General features: G+C 67.5%; 22 protein-coding genes. 14 read left to right on the top strand and 8 right to left on the bottom strand.

The window, feature by feature from the left end:
- The first annotated feature begins 65 nt into the window (after positions 1-65).
- The 5 genes from GQ651_RS14990 (at position 66) to GQ651_RS14970 (ending at position 5,240) form a co-directional block, all read left to right on the top strand.
- Positions 66-833 carry an SDR family NAD(P)-dependent oxidoreductase gene (locus GQ651_RS14990; protein ID WP_160765011.1) on the top strand — a complete coding sequence of 256 codons (768 nt, stop codon included), beginning with the start codon at positions 66-68 and terminating at the stop codon, positions 831-833.
- Complete coding sequence (locus GQ651_RS14985; protein WP_160765010.1) at positions 833-1,744, top strand: 2-dehydro-3-deoxygalactonokinase; 912 nt, start codon at positions 833-835, stop codon at positions 1,742-1,744. Before GQ651_RS14990 ends, GQ651_RS14985 begins: the two co-directional genes overlap by 1 nt.
- Positions 1,741-2,349: a 2-dehydro-3-deoxy-6-phosphogalactonate aldolase gene (locus tag GQ651_RS14980; protein WP_160765009.1), complete on the top strand. Its 609-nt coding sequence runs from the start codon at positions 1,741-1,743 to the stop codon at positions 2,347-2,349. Before GQ651_RS14985 ends, GQ651_RS14980 begins: the two co-directional genes overlap by 4 nt.
- Positions 2,342-3,211 carry an SMP-30/gluconolactonase/LRE family protein gene (locus GQ651_RS14975; protein WP_160765008.1) on the top strand — a complete coding sequence of 290 codons (870 nt, stop codon included), beginning with the start codon at positions 2,342-2,344 and terminating at the stop codon, positions 3,209-3,211. The genes GQ651_RS14980 and GQ651_RS14975 overlap by 8 nt, the downstream gene beginning before the upstream one ends.
- Positions 3,212-3,317: 106 nt before the next feature.
- Positions 3,318-5,240 (top strand): beta-galactosidase, encoded by a 1,923-nt coding sequence (locus GQ651_RS14970; protein WP_160765007.1) that lies wholly within the window; start codon positions 3,318-3,320, stop codon positions 5,238-5,240.
- Here the strand turns inward: GQ651_RS14970 and GQ651_RS14965 are convergent.
- From GQ651_RS14965 to GQ651_RS14945, 5 genes are read right to left on the bottom strand one after another with little or no spacing between them, the layout of a single operon-like run.
- Positions 5,232-7,358, bottom strand: a complete 2,127-nt coding sequence (locus GQ651_RS14965) for a glycosyltransferase family 2 protein (RefSeq protein WP_160765006.1) — start codon at positions 7,356-7,358, stop codon at positions 5,232-5,234. The two genes, GQ651_RS14970 and GQ651_RS14965, sit on opposite strands and share 9 nt — an antisense overlap.
- Positions 7,359-7,381: 23 nt before the next feature.
- Positions 7,382-8,224 carry a hypothetical protein gene (locus tag GQ651_RS14960; protein ID WP_160765005.1) on the bottom strand — a complete coding sequence of 281 codons (843 nt, stop codon included), beginning with the start codon at positions 8,222-8,224 and terminating at the stop codon, positions 7,382-7,384.
- The gene (locus GQ651_RS14955; RefSeq protein ID WP_160765004.1) at positions 8,221-9,279 is read right to left on the bottom strand and encodes a nucleotidyltransferase family protein; all 1,059 of its coding nucleotides are present in this window, start codon (positions 9,277-9,279) and stop codon (positions 8,221-8,223) included. Before GQ651_RS14955 ends, GQ651_RS14960 begins: the two co-directional genes overlap by 4 nt.
- Positions 9,280-9,304: 25 nt before the next feature.
- Positions 9,305-10,486 (bottom strand): UDP-N-acetylglucosamine 2-epimerase, encoded by a 1,182-nt coding sequence (neuC, locus tag GQ651_RS14950; protein WP_160765003.1) that lies wholly within the window; start codon positions 10,484-10,486, stop codon positions 9,305-9,307.
- A 43-nt stretch (positions 10,487-10,529) separates the two neighbouring features.
- The gene (locus GQ651_RS14945; RefSeq protein WP_160765002.1) at positions 10,530-10,958 is read right to left on the bottom strand and encodes an FKBP-type peptidyl-prolyl cis-trans isomerase; all 429 of its coding nucleotides are present in this window, start codon (positions 10,956-10,958) and stop codon (positions 10,530-10,532) included.
- Between the two features lie 153 nt (positions 10,959-11,111).
- Here GQ651_RS14945 and GQ651_RS14940 point away from each other — a divergent pair, with 153 nt between their 5' ends.
- The 6 genes from GQ651_RS14940 (at position 11,112) to GQ651_RS14915 (ending at position 16,954) form a co-directional block, all read left to right on the top strand.
- Positions 11,112-11,798 (top strand): haloacid dehalogenase type II, encoded by a 687-nt coding sequence (locus tag GQ651_RS14940; RefSeq protein WP_160765001.1) that lies wholly within the window; start codon positions 11,112-11,114, stop codon positions 11,796-11,798.
- Positions 11,798-12,619 (top strand): alpha/beta fold hydrolase, encoded by an 822-nt coding sequence (locus GQ651_RS14935; protein WP_160765000.1) that lies wholly within the window; start codon positions 11,798-11,800, stop codon positions 12,617-12,619. The genes GQ651_RS14940 and GQ651_RS14935 overlap by 1 nt, the downstream gene beginning before the upstream one ends.
- On the top strand, positions 12,598-13,581 hold the full coding sequence (locus tag GQ651_RS14930) for a threonine ammonia-lyase (protein ID WP_227258202.1): 984 nt from the start codon (positions 12,598-12,600) through the stop codon (positions 13,579-13,581). Before GQ651_RS14935 ends, GQ651_RS14930 begins: the two co-directional genes overlap by 22 nt.
- A 65-nt stretch (positions 13,582-13,646) precedes the next feature.
- Positions 13,647-14,480: a BKACE family enzyme gene (locus GQ651_RS14925; RefSeq protein ID WP_160764999.1), complete on the top strand. Its 834-nt coding sequence runs from the start codon at positions 13,647-13,649 to the stop codon at positions 14,478-14,480.
- Between the two features lie 112 nt (positions 14,481-14,592).
- Positions 14,593-15,789, top strand: coding sequence for an MFS transporter (locus GQ651_RS14920; protein WP_160764998.1), 1,197 nt, complete (start codon positions 14,593-14,595; stop codon positions 15,787-15,789).
- Between the two features lie 88 nt (positions 15,790-15,877).
- Positions 15,878-16,954 (top strand): Zn-dependent alcohol dehydrogenase, encoded by a 1,077-nt coding sequence (locus GQ651_RS14915; RefSeq protein WP_160764997.1) that lies wholly within the window; start codon positions 15,878-15,880, stop codon positions 16,952-16,954.
- Between the two features lie 6 nt (positions 16,955-16,960).
- Here the strand turns inward: GQ651_RS14915 and GQ651_RS14910 are convergent, their stop codons facing one another.
- Complete coding sequence (locus GQ651_RS14910; protein WP_160764996.1) at positions 16,961-17,416, bottom strand: GNAT family N-acetyltransferase; 456 nt, start codon at positions 17,414-17,416, stop codon at positions 16,961-16,963.
- 12 nt (positions 17,417-17,428) lie between these two features.
- Here GQ651_RS14910 and GQ651_RS14905 point away from each other — a divergent pair, with 12 nt between their 5' ends.
- A complete protein-coding gene (locus GQ651_RS14905; RefSeq protein WP_160764995.1) occupies positions 17,429-18,655 on the top strand; it encodes a mandelate racemase/muconate lactonizing enzyme family protein in 1,227 nt (408 codons plus the stop codon).
- Here the strand turns inward: GQ651_RS14905 and GQ651_RS14900 are convergent.
- Both GQ651_RS14900 and GQ651_RS14895 read right to left on the bottom strand, forming a co-directional pair.
- On the bottom strand, positions 18,652-19,311 hold the full coding sequence (locus GQ651_RS14900; protein WP_160764994.1) for an ABC transporter ATP-binding protein: 660 nt from the start codon (positions 19,309-19,311) through the stop codon (positions 18,652-18,654). The two genes, GQ651_RS14905 and GQ651_RS14900, sit on opposite strands and share 4 nt — an antisense overlap.
- Positions 19,308-20,453, bottom strand: a complete 1,146-nt coding sequence (locus GQ651_RS14895; RefSeq protein ID WP_319637446.1) for a sugar transporter — start codon at positions 20,451-20,453, stop codon at positions 19,308-19,310. The genes GQ651_RS14900 and GQ651_RS14895 overlap by 4 nt, the downstream gene beginning before the upstream one ends.
- A 99-nt stretch (positions 20,454-20,552) precedes the next feature.
- Here GQ651_RS14895 and GQ651_RS14890 point away from each other — a divergent pair, with 99 nt between their 5' ends.
- Positions 20,553-21,389 (top strand): ABC transporter permease, encoded by an 837-nt coding sequence (locus GQ651_RS14890; protein WP_160764993.1) that lies wholly within the window; start codon positions 20,553-20,555, stop codon positions 21,387-21,389.
- Positions 21,386-22,372, top strand: a complete 987-nt coding sequence (locus tag GQ651_RS14885) for a glycosyltransferase family 2 protein (RefSeq protein ID WP_160764992.1) — start codon at positions 21,386-21,388, stop codon at positions 22,370-22,372. Before GQ651_RS14890 ends, GQ651_RS14885 begins: the two co-directional genes overlap by 4 nt.
- Positions 22,373-22,440: the final 68 nt, after the last annotated feature.

The following is a 22,440-nucleotide window of genomic DNA, read 5'->3' as shown; positions in this document are numbered from 1 at the left end:
ATCGAACCTATCGCAACCGGGACGCGTTCCCTTCCCGGGACACACAGAGAACAAGGGCCATACCGATGACAGATGCGATTTTCCCAGATCTCAAGGACGCCTCGGTCTTCATCACCGGCGGCGGCGCGGGTATCGGCGCCTACCTGACCGAGGGCTTTCTGCGGCAGGGCGCGAAAGTGGCCTTCGTCCAGCGCTCGGATGCAAGCGCCTTTGCCGACGAGATGGCCGAGAAGACCGGTAACCGCCCCCTCTTCCTGCAATGCGACGTGACCGATGTGCCGCTTCTGAGACAGCGGATCGCCGAGGCCGCCGAGGCGCATGGCCCGGTCACCGTGCTGGTCAACAACGCCGCCAACGACAAGCGCCACAAGACGCTGGAGGTGGACGAGGACTTCTACGACTGGTCGCAGTCGATCAACCTCAAGTCCTATTTCTTCGCCTGTCAGGCGGTCATTCCGGGGATGCAGGCGGCCGGCGGCGGGTCGATCATCAACTTCTCGTCCATCAGCTACATGATGGGCAACGCGGGCTACCCGATCTATACGGCCTCGAATTCCGGCATCAACGGCATGACACGCTCGCTCGCGCGGGAATTCGGCCCCGACCGCATCCGCGTGAATGCGCTGGCGCCAGGCTGGGTCCTGACGGACAAGCAGCTTGAGATGTGGGCCACCGACGAGGGTCTGGCCGCGCATATGGACCGCATGTGCCTGAAAGAGCACCTGAAGCCCGACGACATAGTCGGCCCGGTGCTGTTCCTGGCCTCGCACGTGTCCCATGCCATGACCGGACAGGCGATGGTCGTCGATGGCGGCGTCGTGGTGACCGGCTGATGACGGGCGAGGCGGCATATGCCGACTGGATCGCGGTCGATTGGGGCACAACGAACCTGCGTGCCTGGGCCATGCGCGATGGCCGCCCCGTGGCCGAGGCGACGTCGGACAAGGGAATGGGCGTGCTCGACCGCGCGGATTTCGAACCGGCGCTTCTTGAGCTGATCGACCCCTGGCTCGGGCAGGGCCGGATGTCGATCGTCGCCTGCGGCATGGTCGGATCGCGGCAGGGCTGGGTCGAGGCGCCCTATGCGGCGGTGCCCGCCCGCCCGCTCGGCGCAGACATGGCCACACCGACGGTCAGCGACAGCCGCCTCGATATCCGGGTCATTGCCGGTCTGAAACAGGCCTCCCCCGCCGATGTGATGCGGGGCGAGGAAACCCAGATCGCCGGTTTCCTGTCCGCAAACCCCGCCTTCGACGGCGTGCTGTGCCTGCCCGGCACCCATTCGAAATGGGCCCAGATCTCGGCTGGAGAGGTCGTCAGCTTCCGCACCTTCATGACGGGCGAGATGTTCTCGCTTCTCTCGAAACGCTCGGTCCTGCGCCTGTCCGTGACCGAAGGCTGGGATGCCGATGCCTTTGTAGACGCTGTCAGCGACGCGATGAGCCGCCCCGAGGCCCTGGCGGCAAAGCTCTTCACGCTCCGCGCCGAAAGTCTGATCGCCGGCCTCACGGGCGCCGCAGCTCTCTCGCGGCTCTCGGGCCTTCTGATCGGGGCCGAACTGGCCGCGGCGCGCCCCTACTGGCTGGGCCAGAACGTGGCGCTGATCGGGGCCGAACGGCTGACCGACGCCTATGCGACCGCGCTCAAGGTCCAGGGACTCGACCCGATCCGGGCAGACGCAACCGACGCCACGCTCGCGGGCCTTGCCGCCGCGCGTGCGCTCATCATGGAGACCACGGAATGAGCCGACCTCTGATCGCCATCCTGCGCGGCATCGACCGGCGAGAGGCGGCCGATGTCGCCGCCGCCCTGATCGACGCCGGGATCGACCGGATCGAAGTACCTTTGAATTCGCCCGACCCTTTCGCCTCGATCGGCCGCATGATCGAGGCCCACGGGAATGACGCGCTGATCGGCGCGGGTACCGTGCTGGATCCGGCCGATGTGCGCCGCCTTCACGAGATCGGCGGTCAACTGGTGGTCAGTCCCAATTGCGACACCGACGTCATCGCGGAAACCGTCCGGCTCGGGCTTCAGAGCTGGCCCGGCGTTCTGACCCCCAGCGAATGCTTCGCCGCGCTCAAGGCCGGTGCGACGGGGCTCAAGGTCTTCCCCGCATTCCAGATGGGTACCGACGGGCTCAAGGCGCTGCGCGCGGTCCTGCCCGTCGATTGCCAGGTCTTCATGGTGGGCGGCGTCGGGCCCGAGAACTTCGCCGACTGGCTCGCCGCCGGAGCGAATGGCTTCGGCATCGGCTCGTCGCTCTACAAACCGGGGGACAGCGTGGAGGACATCGCCGCCAAGGCGCGCGACCTCGTCGCCGCATGGGACGAGGTCGCCGATGACTGAGCTTGCCGTCTATGACGAAACGCCCTGCGCGCTTGGCGAGGGCCCGCTCTGGCATCCGGTGCGTCAGCAATTCTTCTGGTTCGACATCATCAAGCACCGGCTCTACAGCCGCGAAGGAGACCGGCTCAGAACCTGGGCCTTCGAGGAACACGTCTCCGCCGCCGGCTGGGTCGACGAGACGCGCCTCATGATCGCGTCCGAGACGCGCCTTTTCGTCTTCGACGTCGAGACAGGGACCCGCGAGGATGTCTGCGCGCTTGAGGACGACATGCCCGCCACCCGCTCGAATGACGGGCGCGCCGACCCATGGGGCGGCTTCTGGATCGGAACCATGGGCAAGGCGGCCGAGCCCGGCCTCGGCGCGATCTACCGCTACTATGGGGGCGAGCTGCGCAAGCTCTATCCGGATATCACCATTTCCAACGCCATCTGCTTCGCGCCCGAGGGCAACATCGCCTACTGGGCCGACACCGCGAAGGGGATCGTCATGCGGCAGCACTGCGACCCCGACACCGGCTGGCCGGTGGGCGCGCCCGAGCCGTGGCTCGACCTCTCTGGCGAGGATTTCGGCGTGGACGGCGCCGTGGTGTCCTCAGACGGCACCTTCTGGAACGCCCAGTGGGGCGGCTGGCGGGTGGCGGCCTATGCGCCTGATGGCAGCTTCCTCCGCGCTCTCACCGCGCCCGCAGCCCACACCTCCTGCCCCGCTTTCGGCGGCCCCGACCTCGATACGCTCTACTGCACCTCGGCCCGGCAAGGGCTGTCGGACGCGGACAAGGCGCGCTCTCCCCATCACGGGATGACCTTCGCCGCCCATGGCGTCGCCAGGGGACAGGCCGAACACCGGGTTCTTCTCGCATGACCCCATCCCTTTCTTTGGGTCCTGAAAATCCTCGGGGGGAGCCCGAAGGGCGGGGGGCAGACAGCCCCCCTTTCCCCGTCTCACACAAGATAAACGGTAAGGCCCGATGACCCGCCCAGAACTTGGCGTCTGCTACTATCCCGAACACTGGCCGGAAGATCTCTGGGCCGACGATGCCCGCCGCATGGCCGAGGCCGGTCTCAACTGGGTCCGGATCGGGGAATTCGCATGGACCCGGATGGAGCCCGAACCCGGCAAACTCGATTTCGGATGGCTCGACCGCGCCATCGACACGCTGGGGCAAGCGGGGCTCAAGGTCGTGCTCGGCACGCCCACGGCGACGCCGCCCCGCTGGATGCTGGAGCGTCACCCGGACATGCTGGCCCATGACCGGCAGGGCCGCCCGCGCGGCTTCGGATCGCGGCGGCACTACTGCTTCAGCCACGAAGGCTACCGTGAAGAATGCCGCCGGATCGCCACGCTTCTGGGCGAGCGCTATGGCCGGAACGAGCATGTCCATGCCTGGCAGATCGACAACGAATACGGCTGCCACGACACCGCCATCAGCTATTCGCCCGCCGCGCTGCGGGCCTTCCGCGACTGGCTGGCCCGCAAGTACCAGTCACCGCAGGCGCTGAACCGGGCCTGGGGCAATGTCTTCTGGTCGATGGATTATGACAGCTTCGACCAGATCGGCCTGCCGAACCTGACCGTCACCGAGCCGAACCCGGCCCATGTCATGGATTTCCGGCGCTTTTCGTCCGATCAGGTCGCAGCCTTCAACCGGGTCCAGGTCGATGCGCTCCGCCCGCTGACCGACCGGCCGCTTCTTCACAACTACATGGGCACCGGCCCCACCCACACCGATTTCGACCATTTCGACGTGGGCGCTGACCTCGATATCGCGACATGGGACAGCTACCCGCTCGGCTTTCTGGTCGACCGCGTATCGGACCGGGATGAGGCGTTCCGTCTGGATTTCGCGCGGCAGGGCGATCCCGACTTTCAGGCCTTCCACCATGACCTCTACCGCGCCGTGGGGCGCGGGCGGTGGTGGATCATCGAACAGCAGCCCGGCCCGGTGAACTGGGCACCGTGGAACCCGGCGCCGCTGCCCGGAATGGTGCGGCTCTGGACATGGGAAGCCATCGCCCATGGCGCCGAAGCGGTCTGCTATTTCCGCTGGCGACAGGCGCCCTTCGCGCAGGAACAGCAACACGCCGGGCTTCTCCGCCCCGACAGCGCGGACGCGCCCGCGCTGGCCGAAGCCCGGACCGTTGCCGAAGAAATCGCCCAATTGGGCGAGGTCCGGCCTGCCCTTGGCCACGCCGCTCTTCTGTTCGACTATCAGGCCGCATGGGCGATCGAGACCCAGCCACAGGGCAGCGATTTCTCGTACTGGACGCTGACGCTCGCCGCCTATTCGGCGCTGCGCCGTGCGGGGCTGTCGGTCGACATCCTCCACCCGTCCGAGGATTTGTCGAATCACGCCATGGTGCTGGCGCCGGGGCTCGTCTTCATGGATGACGCGCTGAAGGCGCGGCTTGCCGCTCATGAGGGGCCGGTGATCGTCGGCCCCCGTGCCGCCTCCCGCACGCCCGATTTCGCCATCCCGGTGCCCCTGCCCCCGGCCTTGCCCGGCCTGGATGCGCAGGTCGCGCGACTTGAAAGCCTGATGCCGGGGCTCGATCTGCCGCTTGAGGGCGGAGGGCACGTGCATCGCTGGCTCGAAGAGATTGAGGGCGACGCCGAGCGTGTCATCGAGACGACCGACGGTCGCCCCGTTCTGATGCGGGCGGGCGGTCTTCACTATCTGGCGGGCTGGCCCGATGTCGCCGGATGGGACCGGGTCGTCGATCATGGCGCGGCCGAGGCCGGTCTTGAGACCTTGGCTCTGCCCGAGGGCCTGCGCTTCCGCGACACCGAAACCCACCGCTTCGCCTTCAATTACGCGCCGCGCCCCGTGCAATGGGACGGTCAGGTCATCCAGGCCGCCGGGGTCGCATGGTGGGAGAAGCCGTCAGTCTGACGCGGGAAGAGGCACCGAGAAGGTCCAGTCGCCGCCGGGGTCGCGCGTCGCGACCTCGTCGGGAATGACGTCTGGCCCGAGGTAGAACACGTTGTTCCCGAAATGCCCCAATCGCCGCGACAGCGCGCGCATCCGGTCCGATGTGATCGCCTCGAACAGCGCCCGGTAATCCGGGTCGCGCATCAGCGCGGCGATCCGGGCGCGGTGCCAGTCCACGGCGGCTTCATGCACCTCTGCCACACCGGGCAGCGCCAGAAGCCGCGCCTTCTCCAGCGCGACGCGCTCGGCATACCGGTCGGCGGCGCGGTTCTCCGGGCCGTTGAAATTCATGCGGAACCAGTAGTTCAGCCCCTGATCCTGCCGCGTGTGATTGGTCCGGCCCCGGTCACGCTTGACGAGGAAGCTCTCGGCGCTTCTGACCGCGTAGTGGTTGATCTGGGCCAGACCGTAGCCTGCTGTCGCCGGCGTCATCCGCCAGCCTTCCTGCCATTCGCGCTCGGGGAATGGGCGCCCGCTTCCGTCAAGCCATGTAACCCCGGCCTGCCGCTCTGGGTCGAGCTGCCGGGGCGCGTGAACGCCGATCTTCGCGAAGGCGCCATCGTTCCGGTAGAGCGTCTTGAACCCCCAGGCCTGCAACGGGCGCGGCGCGAAATCCGGCGCGGCCATGTGGAACTGTTCGGTGACGGGCCGGTCCTCGAAGGTAACCCGATCGCCGCTTCCGAAAATCCGCCAGGGGATGGAAAAGACGGTGCCTTCGGGCGCGGCATTCATCAGGTCCGATATCCGCCCCTCACCCGGCCGGATCGTCAGATATTCGTCGACGTCGAGCGGCAGAATCCAGCCCGCCGCTGTGACATCCGGCTCGGACGGTGCGGCGCGAAAGGCCGCGCGCTGCGGTGCGCCGCCGTTCTTCCGGTAGGGGTTGTCGCGATGCGTCACGATGCCTTCAGCCGCCAGCAGATCAAGAAGCCGGTCGGTGCCGTCGTCGCAATCGTTGGTGTAGATCAGAAACCGCTCGACCCCGACGACCCGGTGATGCGCGAGCCAGTCCAGAATGAACGGCCCCTCGTTCCGCATTGTGGTCAGGATCAGGGCGGGCCGCTCCTCCTCCGATTGAGCGGGCCGCGGCCTGCGGCGCGGCTCGTATCCGGTGGCAGAGGTGAAGATCGTGCTGGCCTCGCCATCCTCGACCAGTGCCTCGGCGCGGGCCAGCGCGCCCGGCGCCGCACCGGGGAATACCAGCCCCATCGCCCGCGCCATCGGGGCGGAAGGCTCGGTCACGACCGCCCCCTGAACGCCTGCGATCCGCCAGACAGTATCGTCAGCGAGGCCATGAGGCGCGACGGCCCAGCCCGTGATCCACCGTGTCTCGGCCCGCCGCCCGTAGATATGATCGCTCAGCCGGTCGGGCGCCCCGCCCTCGGGCCAGACATAAAGCTCGCGCCCCCGGAGCGGCAGGACCTTGTCGGGCGCGCCGTCGAGCCGGTCGAAAAGGGGTCTTGCGTCCTCAGCCAGCAGGTAATCGGTCAGGTCCAGCCGGAAAACCGTGCGCGCCTCTGCGAGGAACCGGTGGCGCAGCGCCTCGAAGACGATTTCCTCGGCCAGCGGGCTGTGGCGCCCGTCCTCCGACCGGCGCGGCTCGGATTTAGGACCGTCAGGCGAAAGCGCGGGGTCGCGCGCATCGGGCGCACCGGGGAGGCCGAGAGGCGCGTCGGTGGTGACGTGCAGAATGGGAATGCCCAAGGCCATGCCGCCGAGCGCCTGCGCGAAACTCTCTGCCTCATCGGGCGCAGCGCGGTCAAGGATGAGCACACCGTCGAACCCCAGCCGCTGGTGAAAGGCGACCCACTCGCTTGCCGCCACGGCGCTCTGCCCGTTCCTGACCGCCAGCATAACACGGCGCCCGGCAAGGTGATCGGGCTCGGGCAAACGCGCCTCGTCCACCTCTGACACCACCGCCCGCAGCCCCCTCCCCACCTGCCTGAGCGAAAGGCGGCGCGCCCCAAGAGCGTCTCGCAGCAGGGTCGGATCGGTGCCGGACAGGAAGCAAGCGACAGCACGCGCGGGCGTTCCCGTCAGGTCGAGACAACGCCCGCCGCCCAGATCGGTGACGCTCAAGCGGCGGCGGACCACCCCGCCCGTCACAACAGGTGGACCCCGTCCATCCGGGAGAGCGCCGCGACATCCTCGGCAAAGCGCTGGTCCAGAAGCGTGGCGGTCAGCCGGTCGATGCCGAAGCGCGCTTCGAGTTCATCGTCAGAAGGACCGCTGCCCAGTCGAGAGAGGATATCCGTCAGAACGTTCTCCCCTGCGCCCGCCGCATCGAAGGTCTGCAACACTGCCTGCCCTTCGACCGAGAGATGGGCGTTCTGAAGACCGCGCGCATGGGTGGCGGCGGCGGCAGGCCCGAAGATCGTATCGAGCACCTCGCCCGCGCGGGCGACCGACGCCTCGGGCGTCACCACCAGAAGCTCGGCCTCGGGACAAAGCGCCCGGATGTCGCGCAGAAGCTCGGCCCAGCTCAGCTCGTAGAGCACCTCCCACGGGGTGTTTGACACACGCTTGGCCAGCGCCTCGGTCCCGGCGGAGGCGAAGAACAGGGTCAGCGGCTCGACGCCCACGACAATCCGCGCCCCGGCGTATCGTGTGCGGGCGAGGCCGGCGAAAAACGCGCCCATCTCGGGGAACAGGTCCCTCCCCGAGATCGCCTGAACCGGCGCGCCGAGCGCGTTCAACGACGACAACAGGACCGGACCCCCGCCGTCGGCATCCAGACCGACGGCTGCGTCGAACGCCGCCTCGCGCTCGGCCAACGACCCCTCACCCAAGGCAAGTGCCCTTGCGACAGGCGATGCCGTGCGGGATGGAAACGCGGTCAGCCCGGCCTCTGCCATATGGGCCCGCCGATCACGAACGGCGGCATTCAGCGCCAGAGTCGCCCGCGTATAGGGCCCGACCAGAAAGGTGACGGGCGGCAGTTTCATTCCCGGAAGACCGACCCGAATTCCGAGCGCGCCGCTTCCAGATCGTCCATGCGCCCAATATCGCGCCAGTAGTCGCGGAGCGGAAACACCGCCACCCGCTTGTCAGCCTCGTTGAGCGCGGTCAGAAGGTTGGGCATGTCCAGCGCCTCACCCTCGGGCACGTGATCCAGCGCCTCGGGCGACAGGACATAGATGCCGCCATTCACGAAGTACCGCGCGACGGGCTTTTCCTCGATCCCGGTCATCAGGTCACCCTCGTGCCGGACGACTCCGTAAGGCACCTGATGGGCGTATTCGCGGACCACCATGGTGCCCGCCGCGTCAAGCCGCCGGTGGAAATCCAAAAGCTGATCGAAGCGGAGCGAGACCAGAAGGTCGCCGTTCATCACCACGAACGGCCCCTCGGGCCGCTCCGGCAGAAGCGAAAGCGCACCGGCGGTGCCCATGCGCTTTTCCTCCTCGACATAATCGATCTCGACACCAAGCGCGCTGCCGTCCCCGAAATAGTCCTGCACCATCTCCTTGCGGTAATTGACCGACACGGTGATCCGCCAGAAGCCCTGTTCAGCAAACCCCGCGATGATCTGCTCAAGAAGCGGCTTGCCGCCTACTTCCAGCATCGGCTTGGGCACGGTCTCGGTCAGGGGCCGGAGCCGCGTGCCAAGTCCGCCCGCCATCAGCACGATCCGCGCCGGATTCGGGCGGACGCCGAACAGGTCCTCGACAAGGGCAAGGTCCACGAGCCGCCCGCCATCGTCCAGAACAGGCACATGGTGCAGCTTCCGCTCGGCGATCAGTCGGCGCGTCGCGGCATCGGGCGCACCCTGCCGGACAGTGGTGGGGCTGGTGTGCATGACCTCGGACACGGGCGCATCGAGAGAGACGCCCCGCAAGAGCCCCCGCCGCACGTCACCATCGGTCAGGCTGGCCACCAGACGGCCTTCGTCGTCGACAACCAGTGCGATCTGCCGCTTGGAGCGGTCGATCACTTCGAGCGCCGCGCGGATCGTCGTCTCGGGACCAATTGTCAGGCTTTTCAGGGTCGTCGCGTCCATGGGGCCAACTTTCTAGCCTTCCCGCTCAGGGGTCCAGCGTAAGTTTCTTCTGCAAAAGGCCGGGGTCCGACAGGTCGAGCCCGGCCAGGATATCGGCCACGCGCGGCCCGGTATCGCCCTCGCCATAGGGGTTGGGGCAGGTGCGCGCCAGTTCGCGGAATGCGGCATCGTTCAGACAGCGGTCAATCGCGGCAAAGATAGCATCCGCGTCATAGCCAACATGCAGCACGTTCCCGGCGGCCAGCCGCCCGGACTGCCGCGCGCCGATATTCACGGTGGGGCAGCCGAAGGCAGGCGTTTCCTTCAGCCCTGAGGACGAGTTCCCAAGGCACGCCCCCGCCTCGCCCGCGACGGCAAGAACGCCGTGATAGAGAGCGCGGCCGAGCGACTGACGAAGCCGCACATCGGCGCGCCCGTCGGCCCAATCCGTCAGTTCGGACAGGATCGCGGCACCGCCGTCATCGTTGTTGGGATAGGTGGCAACGACCTGCGCGCCGAATGCGTCGATGGCGCGGTCCATCGCCGCAAGGCTCGGGCGCACCTGATCGGCGGCGCGGTCCGGCTCGGTCGTGATGGAGTGCTGTGTGAACAGAAGGACGGGACGCGAGAGGTCCAGCTCCAGCCGCTCGGCCACCTCGTCGCGTCCCGGATAGTCGCCCGCCTTGATCCGGTCGATTACCGGCAGGCCCACGTCATGGACGCGCCACGGCTCCTCGCCCATCGCGCGGATGCGCCATGCGGCGTCGGGGTTCGTGGCAAGGTGGATATGGGCGAGCTTCGTCATCGCGTGGCGGACGCTGTCATCCAGCGCGCCGCCCTCGGTCTTGTCGCCACCTTCGATATGGGCGGTGGGCAGGTTCGATTGCGTGGCGGCAAGAAGTGCGGCGAAGGCCTCGAACCGGTCGCCGTAGACCACCAGCAGATCGGGCTTGAGGCGGTCGAGCACATCGGCGCTGTCCAGCACCCCCTGCCCGATGGCCCGCGCCGTGTCCAACCCGGGCCGGAGCGGCAGTTCGGCGGCGATCTCGAAACCGTCCGCCGAAATCTCGTCCTTGGTCCGACCATAGGCAGCGTCGAGATGCGCGCCGCCCACGATCAGCGACAGGTCCAGCCCTTTATGTGACCGGATCGCCTGCAGGATCGGGCTGAGCAGCCCGTACTCCGCCCGGTTGCCGGTAAAGACCGCGATGTTCCGCCTGCCGCTCATGCCACAGGCTTAGTCGCTTACGTGCCGGGCCGCCAGCCCGTCGTCAGACGATCTCGACCAGTTCGATCTGGAACGTCAGGTCCTTGCCCGCCAGCGGGTGGTTGGCATCAAGCACCACGGTTTCGTCGCTGACCTCGGCCACCACGACGGGCACGGGGCGGCCATCGGGCAACTGCATCTGAAGCTGCGTGCCGATGTCGAGCGGGATATCAGCGGGAATGTTCTCGCGCGGGATCGCCTGACGGCCGTCGGGGTTGTGAGGGCCATAGGCGTCCTCGGCCGGGATTTCGACCTTCTTCTCTTCGCCAACCGTCATGCCGTCCACGGCCTTGTCGAAACCGGGGATCACCTGGCCGCTGCCAAGGGTGAATTCCAGCGGATCGCGGCCCGCGGAGGTATCGAAGGTGGCGCCGTCTTCGAGGGTGCCGGTGTAGTGAATACGAACTGTGTCGCCGCTTTTTGCTTGCGTCATTGTCTCGGTCTCTCGGGATTGTTTCATTGGCGGGCGCCATCCGCGCCCTGGGTTCCGCCATAACCCAACATGCCATGGCTTGGGTGTAAACCCCCGCGCCCCTCTTTTCACCCGCGCGCGCCCATGCCACTTTCCCCGCGAAAGAGAGGCCCCATGACCGTGACCACCTGCGTTTTCGATGCCTATGGCACATTGTTCGATGTCTCGGCCGCCGCGCGGGTCGCCGCCGAGCAGCCCGGCCAGCAGGCACTGGCCGAAGTCTGGCCCAGGCTGGCCGCCGACTGGCGGATGAAACAGCTTCAGTACACCTGGCTCCGCGCGATCACCGGCGATCACACCGATTTCTGGCAGGTCACGGAGGATGGTCTGGACTGGGCGATGGAGGCATCAGGCCTCGACGATCCGGTCCTCCGCGAGACGCTTCTGGCGCTCTACTGGGAATGCCCGGCCTACAGGGAAGCGCCCAAGATGCTGGCGACGCTGAAGGCCGCCGGCCTGCAGACCGCGATCCTCTCGAACGGCTCGCCCGACATGCTGGAAGGCGCGGTCGACTTTGCAGGCATCGGCGCGTGGCTGGATGACACTCTGTCGGTCGAGGATGTGGGCATCTTCAAACCGGCCCGCGCCGTCTATGACTTGGTGGAGGCGCGGCTCGGTGCGGCCCCCGACAAGGTACTGTTCGTGTCGGCCAACGGTTGGGACGCTGCGGGCGCGGCGGCCTACGGGTTTACCACCGTCTGGGTCAACCGCGCGGGCGATCCGGTCGACCGCCTGCCCGCACGGCCCGCCCATGTGGTGAGCGACCTGACCGGCATCCCCGATCTCGTGGCGGGTCTTTGATGCCGGAGTTTCATACGCCCGACGGCACGCGCCTGCACTACACCGACGAAGGCGCGGGCAAACCCGTCCTCGCGCTGTCCGGCCTGACCCGGAACGGCACCGATTTCGACTATGTCGCCCCGCATCTCGGCGGCGTCCGCCTGATCCGGCTCGACTATCGCGGGCGCGGCAAATCGGACTGGTCCGGGGCCGAGACCTATACGATCCCGATCGAGGCGGGCGATGCGATTGCGCTTCTCGATCATCTGGACCTGCCCGCCACCGCCATCCTCGGCACGTCCCGCGGTGGCCTGATCGCGATGGTCCTTGCGGCCATGGCCAAGGACCGGCTGACCGGCGTCTGCCTTGTCGACATCGGCCCCGAGATCGACCCGCGCGGCCTCGATGTCATAAAGACCTACATCGGCAAGAACCCCGCACAGAAAACATATGACGAGGCTGTGGCGATGCGCGCCGAGCTTCTGGCGGGCTTCAAGGGCGTGCCGGAAAGCCGCTGGCGCGAAGAGGTGGTCAAGCACTATCGCGAGACGCCCGATGGCCTGCAGATCAACTACGACCCCGCGCTCCGCGACGCGGTTCTGGCGGCAGGCGCACAGCCGACGCCGGACCTCTGGCCTCTCTTCGACGCGATGGCGGGCCTGCCACTTGCCACGATCCGGGGGGCGAATTCCGACCTGTTGACGCCGAAGACGCTGGCCGAGATGCAGCGCCGGCGCCCCGACATGATCGTGGCCGAGGTGCCGGACCGGGGGCATGTCCCCTTCCTTGACGAAGCCGAGGCGCTCAAGGCGCTCGAGCAATGGCTGGAGAAACTTCCGTGAACATCGACGATATCCGCGCCGCCCGCGCGCGGCTTGAGGGCTTTGCCGTCCGCACGCCCCTTCTGAACGCCCCGCTTCTGGATGCGGATGCGGGACGCCGCATCTTCGTCAAGGCCGAGTGCCTGCAGAAGACAGGCTCGTTCAAATACCGTGGCGCGCGATCGGCCCTCTCGGCGCTCGACCCCGAGACACGGGCCCGCGGCGTCCTGGCCTATTCCTCGGGCAACCACGCGCAGGGCGTGGCGCTTGCCGCGCGCGAACTCGGCGCACCGGCCGTGATCGTGATGCCGTCCGACGCGCCCGCGCTAAAGATTGCGAATACCAGGGCGGTCGGGGCAGAGGTCGTCTTCTACGACCGCGCGACCGAGGACCGCGACGCCATTGGCGCAGCGCTGGCCGAGGAACGCGGGCTGACGCTGATCAAGCCTTTCGACACCCCGATGGTCATTGCCGGTCAAGGCACCACCGGGCTGGAGATTGCCGAGGACGCCAAGGCGCGCGGGATCGACGAGGCGGACGTGCTGGTCTGCTGCGGCGGCGGCGGCCTGACCTCGGGCATTGCGCTGGCGCTTGCCGCCGAGGCGCCCGGCCTCCGCGTCCGCCCCGTGGAACCCGAAGGTTTCGACGACGTGGGCCGCTCGCTTGTCTCGGGCACGATCCAGACGAACCCGTCCACCACAGGTTCGATCTGTGACGCGATCATCACGCCCCGGCCCGGGGACCTGACCTTTCCGATCATGCAGGCCCATTGCGGCCCCGCTTATGCCGTGTCGGATGACGACGCGCTCCGCGCCATGGCGGTGGCCTTCAACCGGCTCAAGATCGTGCTGGAACCGGGGGGCGCGGTGGCGCTGGCGGCGGCGCTTTTCCACGCGACGGGGGACGCGGATGTCATCGTCGTCGCCTCGGGCGGGAACGTGGACGCCGCGATGTTCCAGACCGCGCTCGACCGTTTCGCCTGACGCCCCCCTCGCCCCGCCCGGATCGCCACGCTATCATCCGATCAAGAACGACCAAGGATCCGAGAATGACAAAGTCACCCTGCATCATCTGTGTCGCCATCACCGGCTCGGTGCCCCGGAAGGAAGACAATCCCGCCGTCCCGATCTCGGTCGAGGAACAGATCGAGTCCACCCACGAGGCGTTCGAGGCCGGCGCGTCCATCGCCCATTGCCATGTGCGCCTGCCCGACCAGACGCCCACCTCGGACCCCGAGCTTTTCGGACGCCTGAAAGAAGGCATCGAAAAGCACTGCCCCGGCATGATCGTGCAACTATCCACCGGCGGGCGCTCGGGCGCGGGGCAAGCTCGTGGCGGAATGCTGCCCCTCCGACCCGACATGGCGTCGCTCTCGGTCGGGTCGAACAACTTTCCTACGCGCGTCTACGAGAACCCGCCCGATCTGGTCGACTGGCTAGCGTCAGAGATGCTGAAATATGACGTGAAGCCCGAGATTGAGGCCTTCGACCTCAGCCACATTTTCCAGGCCGCCAAGATGCAGAAGGACGGCCGTCTCAAAGGGCCGCTTTACGTGCAGTTCGTCATGGGCGTGAAGAACGCAATGCCCGTCGACCGCCCGTCCTTCGACTTCTTCCGCGAGACGCTCGCCCGGATCGCGCCCGACGCCGTCTGGTGCGCGGCGGGTGTTGGCCCGGGACAGGTCATCGTCAACGAGTGGTGCATCGAGACCGGCGGGCATTGCCGCACCGGGCTGGAAGACAATATCCGGATCGACCGCGAGACGCTGGCGCCCTCGAACGCGGCGCTTGTCGCGCGCACTGTCGATCTCTGCAAAAAGCACGACCGCCCGGTGGCGACCCCAGCCGAGGCGCGCGCAATCCTCGGGCTCAGGGCCGCCTGAGCCCTTCCCGCAACAAAGACACGGCCTCCGGAAAAAGGCGCCGCGCGAACGGCGCCTTTTTTGTTGCCCCTCGGCCCAACGCGGGTCTAATGCCGCCCCGAGAGGACCCCCGATGCGCCTGCCCCTTGTTTTCGTGCTGCTGACGACCGTGATCGACTCCATGGGCATCGGGCTGATCCTGCCGGTAATGCCGGCGCTCCTGCGGGAAATCGCTAACATTCCGCTGTCAGAGGCGGCGCTTTACGGCGGAGTTCTGGCCACCGCTTTCGCGATAATGCTGTTCCTCTGCGGGCCTGTAGTGGGCGCTTTGTCGGACCGCTACGGGCGGCGTCCGATCATGCTGGCCTCGCTGGCGGTGATGGCGCTGGATTATCTCGTCATGGCGCTTGCCGGGGCATTCTGGCTCTTGCTGGTCGGACGGATCGTGGGCGGCATGGTTGCCGCGACCCAGGCGACCGCCATGGCCTTCATGGCCGACATCTCGAAACCCGAAGAAAAGGCTGCCCGCTTCGGCATGATCGGCGCGGCCTTCGGCGTGGGCTTCGTCCTCGGGCCGCTTCTGGGCGGGCTGCTGGCCGAGTTCGGCACCCGCGCGCCCTTCTTTGCCGCCGCCGCGCTGGCCGCAATGAACCTTGTCTTCGGCTATGTCGTCATGCCCGAGACCAACCGGAACCGCCGTCCCCTGACGCTGGCCCGCGCCAACCCTTTCGGCGCCTTCCGGCAGGTAGGCCAGACGCCAGAGCTTCGGCCCCTTCTGATCCTGTTTTTCCTCTATCAGGTCGCCTTCTTCGTCTATCCCGCCGTCTGGGCCTATTTCACCGAGGCGCGCTTCGGCTGGGAGCCGTCGATGATCGGCGCGTCGCTCGCGGCCTTCGGCGTGTCCATGGCGCTCGTGCAGGGCTGGCTCATCCGATACGTGCTGAAGTGGCTGGGGGAACGCGGCACCGTTATCTACGGCCTGGTCTTCAACTTCTTCGCCTTCCTTGTTCTGGCACTGGTGCAGAGCGGCACGGTCGCGCTTCTTTTCGTGCCCCTGACGGCGCTCGGCGCAGTGGTGACACCCGCCGTGCAGGGGATGATGTCGCGCCGCACCGCCGATGACAGCCAGGGCGAGCTGCAGGGGGTTCTGTCCTCGACCGCCGCGCTTGCAACCGTGATCTCGCCCCTCGTGATGACGCAGGTCTTCGCCGTCTTCGCCGCCGAGGATGCCGCCTATTTCATGCCGGGCGCGCCGTTCCTCGTCTCGATGGCGCTGATGGTGGCTTGCGGCGCGGTCCTGCTCGGCACCCGCCGCGTCGCGCCCGCCTGACGCGGCCAGGGTGGCGCGTGTCGCTTTCCGGCTTGATCGGAAAGCGCCCCCGCCCCAGCCTGAGCGCGGGCAACGGAAGGGACGGACCATGACATCCATGCGCGCGGCGGTCTGCCGGGAATTCGGCAAGCCGCTCACCATCGAGACCGTGACGCTGGCCCCGCCCACCGGGCGGGCGATAGAGGTCACGCTCGAGGCCTGCGCGATCTGTCATTCCGACATCTCCTATGCAGACGGCGCCTGGGGCGGCACGCTTCCTGCGGTCTACGGGCACGAGGCAGCGGGCCGGATCACCGCGCTCGGCGAGGGTGTCACCGGCTTTGCGATGGGCGAGCGCGTGATCGTGACGCTGATGCGCGCCTGCGGCGGCTGCGCGCCCTGCACCACCGGGCATCCCGCCACCTGCACGGCGCCTGTCGGTCCCGACCCGCTGACGCTGGCCGATGGCGCGCCCTGCCATCAGGCCATGGCGACCGGCGCTTTTGCCGAAAAGGTGGTCGTCGACCAGAGCCAGATCGCGCGCATTCCCAAGGGGCTTTCAGCGGACGTCGCCTCGCTTCTGTCCTGCGGGGTCATTACCGGGATCGGCGCCGTGGTGAACTCGGGCGGTCTGAGACCGGGTGAGGACGCCGTGGTGATCGGTGCGGGCGGCGTTGGTCTGAACGCCATTCAGGGCGCACGGCTGGCGGGCGCGCGCCGGATCGTGGCCGTTGACATGGTGCCCGGGAAACTGGAGGACGCCCGCGCCTTCGGGGCCACCGACACGATCCTCGCCACCCGCCCCGCGCCATGGGACGACCTGTTCCAGATGATCGGCAAGGGGGCGGATGCGGTCTTCGTGACCGTGGGCGCGGCTCCGGTCTATACCAGCGCGCCAAATTATCTCGCCCGGGGCGGGCGGCTGGTCATGGTGGGAATGCCTGCGAGCGGCGCAATGTCGGAATACGACGCCGGTACGATGGCCGCCTACGGGCAACGCCTGATCGGGTCCAAGATGGGCGACACGGTGCTGGCGCGGGACATTCCGTGGCTCGCGGATCTCTACCTCCAGGGTCGGCTGAAACTGGATGAGCTGATATCCGGGCGCTGGCCTCTGGAAGAGATCAACGAGGCCATCGCCGACACCAAGTCGGGCAAGAGCCGCCGCAACGTGATCGTTTTCTGAGCCCGATCAGAGCGCGGTATCGTCCCAGTCATAGACCACGATGCCGCCCGTCTCGCGGGCCTGCATCGCCTTGTAGAGCCCGCGCGCGGCGGCGTTGCCCTCTTCCGTGGCCAGCCAGATGCCTTCGCAGCCCCGGTCCCGCGCAAGGTCCAGAAGTCGCTCCATCAGCCGCGTTCCAATACCCTGACGCCGCATATCCTCGTGGACGCCCACCTCGTTGACGAAAAACTGTGGCGCCTTGTCGGGGTGCATCAGCACCGTGCCGGTGGCAAAGCCCACTACCTCGCCCGCGGTCAGCGCGACGACGATCTCGTTCACCCGCGTGGCCAGAAACGCATAAGCCCGCGCAGGGTCCACAGGGTTATCGAATGTGCCGGGCCGCACGCGGTCGAGGATCGCCACATCCTCTGGACCGAGATTGCGAATGGTGATTGGAATACCCGACATGACGCTTTCACCCATGAGGAGACGCCCGTGAAGCTTGCCGATCTCGAGGTAATTGTCACGGCTCCGCCGGCGCCCGGCTGGGGCGGGCGATACTGGATTCTGGTCAAGCTGACAACCGATACGGGCGTTACGGGCTGGGGCGAGTGCTATGCCGCCGCCGTCGGACCGGAGGCCATGCGCGCCGTGATCGCGGATGTGTTCGCGCGCCATATGGAGGGTGAAAGCCCCGAAAACATCGATCTGATGTTCCGCCGCGTCTATTCTGCAGGCTTCACGCAGCGGCCCGATCCGACGGTGATGGGCGCTTTCTCGGGGCTGGAGATCGCCTGCTGGGACATCCTCGGCAAGGACCGCGACCGCCCGGTCTGGGCGCTTCTGGGCGGGCGGACGACGCCGCGCGTCCGGGCCTATTCCTATCTGTACCCTCTGGACGGTCACCCACTGCCCGCCTTCTGGGGTGACGCGGACATGGCCGCGGAAAGCGCGCTCGATCTGGTCGCGCGCGGCTATACGGCGGTCAAGTTCGACCCAGCCGGTCCCTACACGATCCGGGGCGGGCACCAGCCCGCGCTGGCGGATATCGAGCGCTCGACCCGCTTCTGCGCCCGCCTCCGCGAGGCGGTCGGCACGCGCGCGGACCTGCTCTTCGGCACCCATGGCCAGTTCACCGCATCCGGTGCGCTGCGCCTCGCCGAGGCGATCCGCCCCTACGACCCCCTCTGGTTCGAGGAGCCGGTGCCACCCGACGATGTCGCCGGGCTGGCCCGCGTCGCGGCGGGCACGCCCATCCCCGTCGCCACGGGCGAGCGTCTGACCACCAAGGTCGAATTCGCTGCCGCGCTCGACGCGGGCGCGCGTATCCTGCAACCGGCACTCGGGCGCGCGGGCGGGCTCTGGGAGGGCCGCAAGATCGCCGCGCTGGCCGAGGCGAAGGCCGCGCAGATCGCCCCGCATCTCTATGCCGGGCCGGTGGAATTGGCGGCGAATATCCACCTGGCGGTCGCCTGCGCCAACACGCTTCTGGCCGAGACCATCGAGACGCCCTTCCACGCCGCGCTGATCCGCAACGCGATCCGGGTCGAGGACGGCCACATCGCCGCCCCCAAGGCGCCCGGACTGGGGATCGAGGTGGACGAGGCGCTGGCCCGCGCGCATCCCTACACCGGCACCGGACTTCATCTGGAAATGCAGGAAGCTGCCGTAGACTACGGGAAACCTGGCGTTTTCGCCGGTGGTGCCCCGCGCGAAAACTAGGCTGGCGCCATCAGCGCATGGTGGTGGGCGATGGCCTCTTTGACATCGTCGAAGACCCGCGCCTCCCCCCGGTCGAGCACCACCGCGCTGGAGCAGATGCGCTCGAGAAGCGGCATGTTATGCGACACGACCACCGCCGCGCGCCGCTCCAGCCGGTCCATCAGGATCGCCTCGCTCCGCTCCCGAAACGCGGCATCGCCCACGCTGGTCACCTCATCGATCAGCACCGTGTCAAAGTCGATGGCCATGGAGATCGCGAATGCCAGACGCGCCTTCATCCCCGAGGAATAGGTGCGGAACGGCAGCCGGAAATGCGGCCCGATTTCGGCCAAATCCTCGACCAGCCGGACCATCGCGTCGCTGTCGATTCCGTGGATGCGGGCCACGAAACGGGCGTTCTGCGCGCCGGACAGATCTCCGTGGAAACTGCCTGCGAACCCCACCGGCCACGATACGCTGCCCCGCGTCTCGATCCACCCGCCATCGGGTTTAAGTGTGCCCGCGATCATCCTGAGAAGAGAAGACTTTCCCGCCCCGTTCCGCCCGATCAGCGCCACCGCGCCCCGGTCCGGCACGGTGAATGAAACCTCGCGCGCCACGACGGTCCTGTGCCCCCCGGACCAGAGGCTTTTCGAGACGCGGACGAGCCGGATCATCGCCGGTCGCGGATGCTGTAATAGACAAGCGCCGCCAGCGCCCAGAGGCAGAGCGCAAAAAACCCCACCATGGCGGTCAGCACGATCCGGCGCGGATGTTCCGACGATTGCGCCAGCGTGGGCCGGATATGCGCGGCAAGGTACCGGCTTTTCCGCCGCGCCTCGGCCTGTGCCTGATCATGAGCGGCGAGCGCGGCGCGATAGGACTGCTCGGCGAATTCCCGGTCGACCGCAAGTCGCTCGAACTCGGAGAGAAGCGAGGCATAGTCTCCGCCACCCGTGCCGCCCGCGCCCTGCCCCAGTTTCCGCCGTTCGGCGGCGATCCGCGCCTCGATAACGGCGATCCGCCTCTCGGCCTGGCGAAGCCGCGGATCGCCCGAGCGGGTGCTTTCGCGCAGAAGATCGGCGTCGATCAGCGTGGCGGCCAACTGTCCCTCCAGACTGCCCAGCACGCCCATCTGCCCCTGCAGGTCGGCGCTCGGGTCCACGATCTGGGTGACCGAGCGGAACCGTGTCAGACGCTCCCGCGCGAGTTTCAGCCGCTCGACCGCGCGCTCAAGCTCTTCCCGCGCGAAGGCCGTCGTGTCGTCACGGGCCACTCGGGACAGGTCATCGATCAGGCGCGCGCTTTCCTCCATGACGCCGGTGGCGATGACGCGGGCATCCTCGGGCGCGAAGGCCAGCGCGCGCACCTCGATCAGACCGGTTCCGGGGTCATAGATGACCTCGACCATGCGCCGCCAATAGTCGGTCAGGTCCTCAATCGAGCCGGTGGGATCAAAGCCGAAAACCGGGTCGCCCTCGGGCCGCGAGAACATCTCGACCAGCCCAAGCCGCGCATCCAGCGTCTCGACCATTTCCTGACTGCGGATGAACGCGAAAAGGATATCGGCGTCGGCGCTGCCCGAGGTCGGAATATCCGCGATCCCGCCGATCAGCTCGATGGGGGACGGCATGGATTCGGTCCGGACCGAAAAGGCCACGGTGGAGGCGTATTGGTCCACCGCGCGGGTATAGAGATAGCCTGCCGTGACCAGCACCGGAAGCAGAACTCCGACAACGAGACTTGCCAGAAGCGCCACCTGGCGCCGGTTGGTGCCCACGACGGACGCGCCCGGCGGGACAAGAGCCACATGCGACACCTCTGGCACCCCCTTCTAAGGTTCCGGTTCGCCGCCATCATCGGGGCGCAGTCGTTAATTCCCCGTAAACCTCGTTGGCGTAGTCGGAAGGCGATGCAGATGCCCAGCCCGTCCCCGCCGCCAACGGCCCCGCTCCGCGCCCCCGTTCAGCCGCTTCGGCCGGCGGGCGGCGCGGGCACCGGCACGTTTCGGACCATCGGCGCGCTGATCCTGAGGGAAATGGCTACGACGCACACCCGCTCGCCCGGCGGCTGGATCTGGACGGTGGCCGAACCGGTCCTGACGATCGCACTTCTTTCGGTGGCGTTCTCCTTCGCCTTCGTCGCCCCGCCCCTCGGCAGCGATTTCGCGCTTTTCTACGCAACGGGCTTCCTTCCCTTCATGCTGTTCCTCGACGTCAGCCAGAAGGTCGCGACCGCGCTCCGCTTTTCGCGCCCGCTTCTGGGCTTCGCCTCGGTCACCTGGGCCGATGCGCTGATCGCGCGGGCGGCGGTGGCGGTCTTTACGCAGTGCCTGATCTCGATCCTCGTCCTCGGCACGCTTCTGGCGATCGCACGCGATGCCAGCCTGCCCGATCCCGTCCTCGCCGCTCATGCCTATGCGATGGCGACTGCGCTGGCGCTCGGGGCGGGCACGCTCAACGCCTACCTCTTCCCGGCCTTCCCGGCGCTCGAACGGATATGGGCTGTGGTCATGCGGCCGATGTTCATCGTCTCGGGCGTGGTCTTCCTTTTGGAAACCGTGCCGCACCCGCTGCGCGGCTGGCTGGAATGGAACCCGCTCTTCCACGTCACGGGCGAGATGCGGGCGGCCTTCTACGCGGTCTATCAGCCGACCTATCCCGATCCGATCCTGATCTACGCGCTGTCGTTGGCCTTGATGACGCTCGGCGCGCTTCTTCTTCACCGCTTTCACGACGAGATTGCCCAATCATGAGTTTCGACCGCGCGCTCATCCCCGAAGCTCAGAGGCCGCCCCTCCCGGGCCTTGCCCGCCGGGTCGGCCCCAAACACGTCACCATCGTCATGGCCACCTTTAACGGGGGATGGACCATCGACGCGCAGCTGACCTCGATCGCGCGGCAAAGTCATACGGACTGGTCTCTTATCGTCTCAGACGACGGCTCGACCGACGATACCGTGGCACGGGTTCAGCGCTTTGCCGCGCTGCATCCCGAGCGAAAGATCATCACGTTGAGGGGGCCCGGCAAGGGGGCCGCGATGAATTTCCTGTCGCTCCTGCGGGCGGCCGGGGGCGCAGCCTACCTCGCCTTCGCGGATCAGGACGACTATTGGCTGCCCGACCGGCTGTCACGCGGACTTGCCGCGCTCGACGGGCTCGACCGACCGGCAATCTATGGCAGCCGGACGGTCATCGCGGACCACGATCTGACGCCGCTTCGGCTCTCGCCGGCCTTTGTCCGGCCGACCGGGTTCCGGAACGCGCTAGTCCAGAACGTGGCGGGCGGCAACACGATGCTTCTGAACCGCAAGGCGCTGGACCTTCTGCAACCGGCGAGCAGCCGCATCGACCGGCTGATCGCCCATGACTGGTGGGCCTATCAGCTTGTGACCGCCGCCGGGGGCGAGATGATTCTCGATCCGCGGCCCAGTCTGCTCTACCGGCAGCATGGCGCAAATCAGGTCGGCGCAAACGACACCACCCGCGCCCGGATCGCCCGGATTGGCGCGGTTCTGAATGGCCGCTTCGCAGGGTGGATCGACGTGCAATACGCCGCGCTGGATGCGGCGCGCGACGCCATGACACCAGAGGCGCGCGTAACCTTCGATGCCGCCCGCACAGTGCGGCGGCACGGCGCACTGGGACGCCTCGCAGGCCTGTGGCGCACAGGCCTCTACCGTCAGACCGGACCCGGATCACTCGCGTTATGGGGCGCGGCGCTGATCGGGCGTTTGTGACACGAACGTCAAAAATCTCCTGAGACGGCTGACGGTACGTCAATGCGCCGCTAAGCTGCTAACGCCAG

Origin of the sequence: Kangsaoukella pontilimi (assembly GCF_009830125.1) — a bacterium.
Classification (GTDB): Bacteria; Pseudomonadota; Alphaproteobacteria; order Rhodobacterales; family Rhodobacteraceae; genus Kangsaoukella; species Kangsaoukella pontilimi.
Note: the sequence above shows the minus strand (reverse complement) of the source record. Positions and strands in the feature narration are given on the sequence as shown.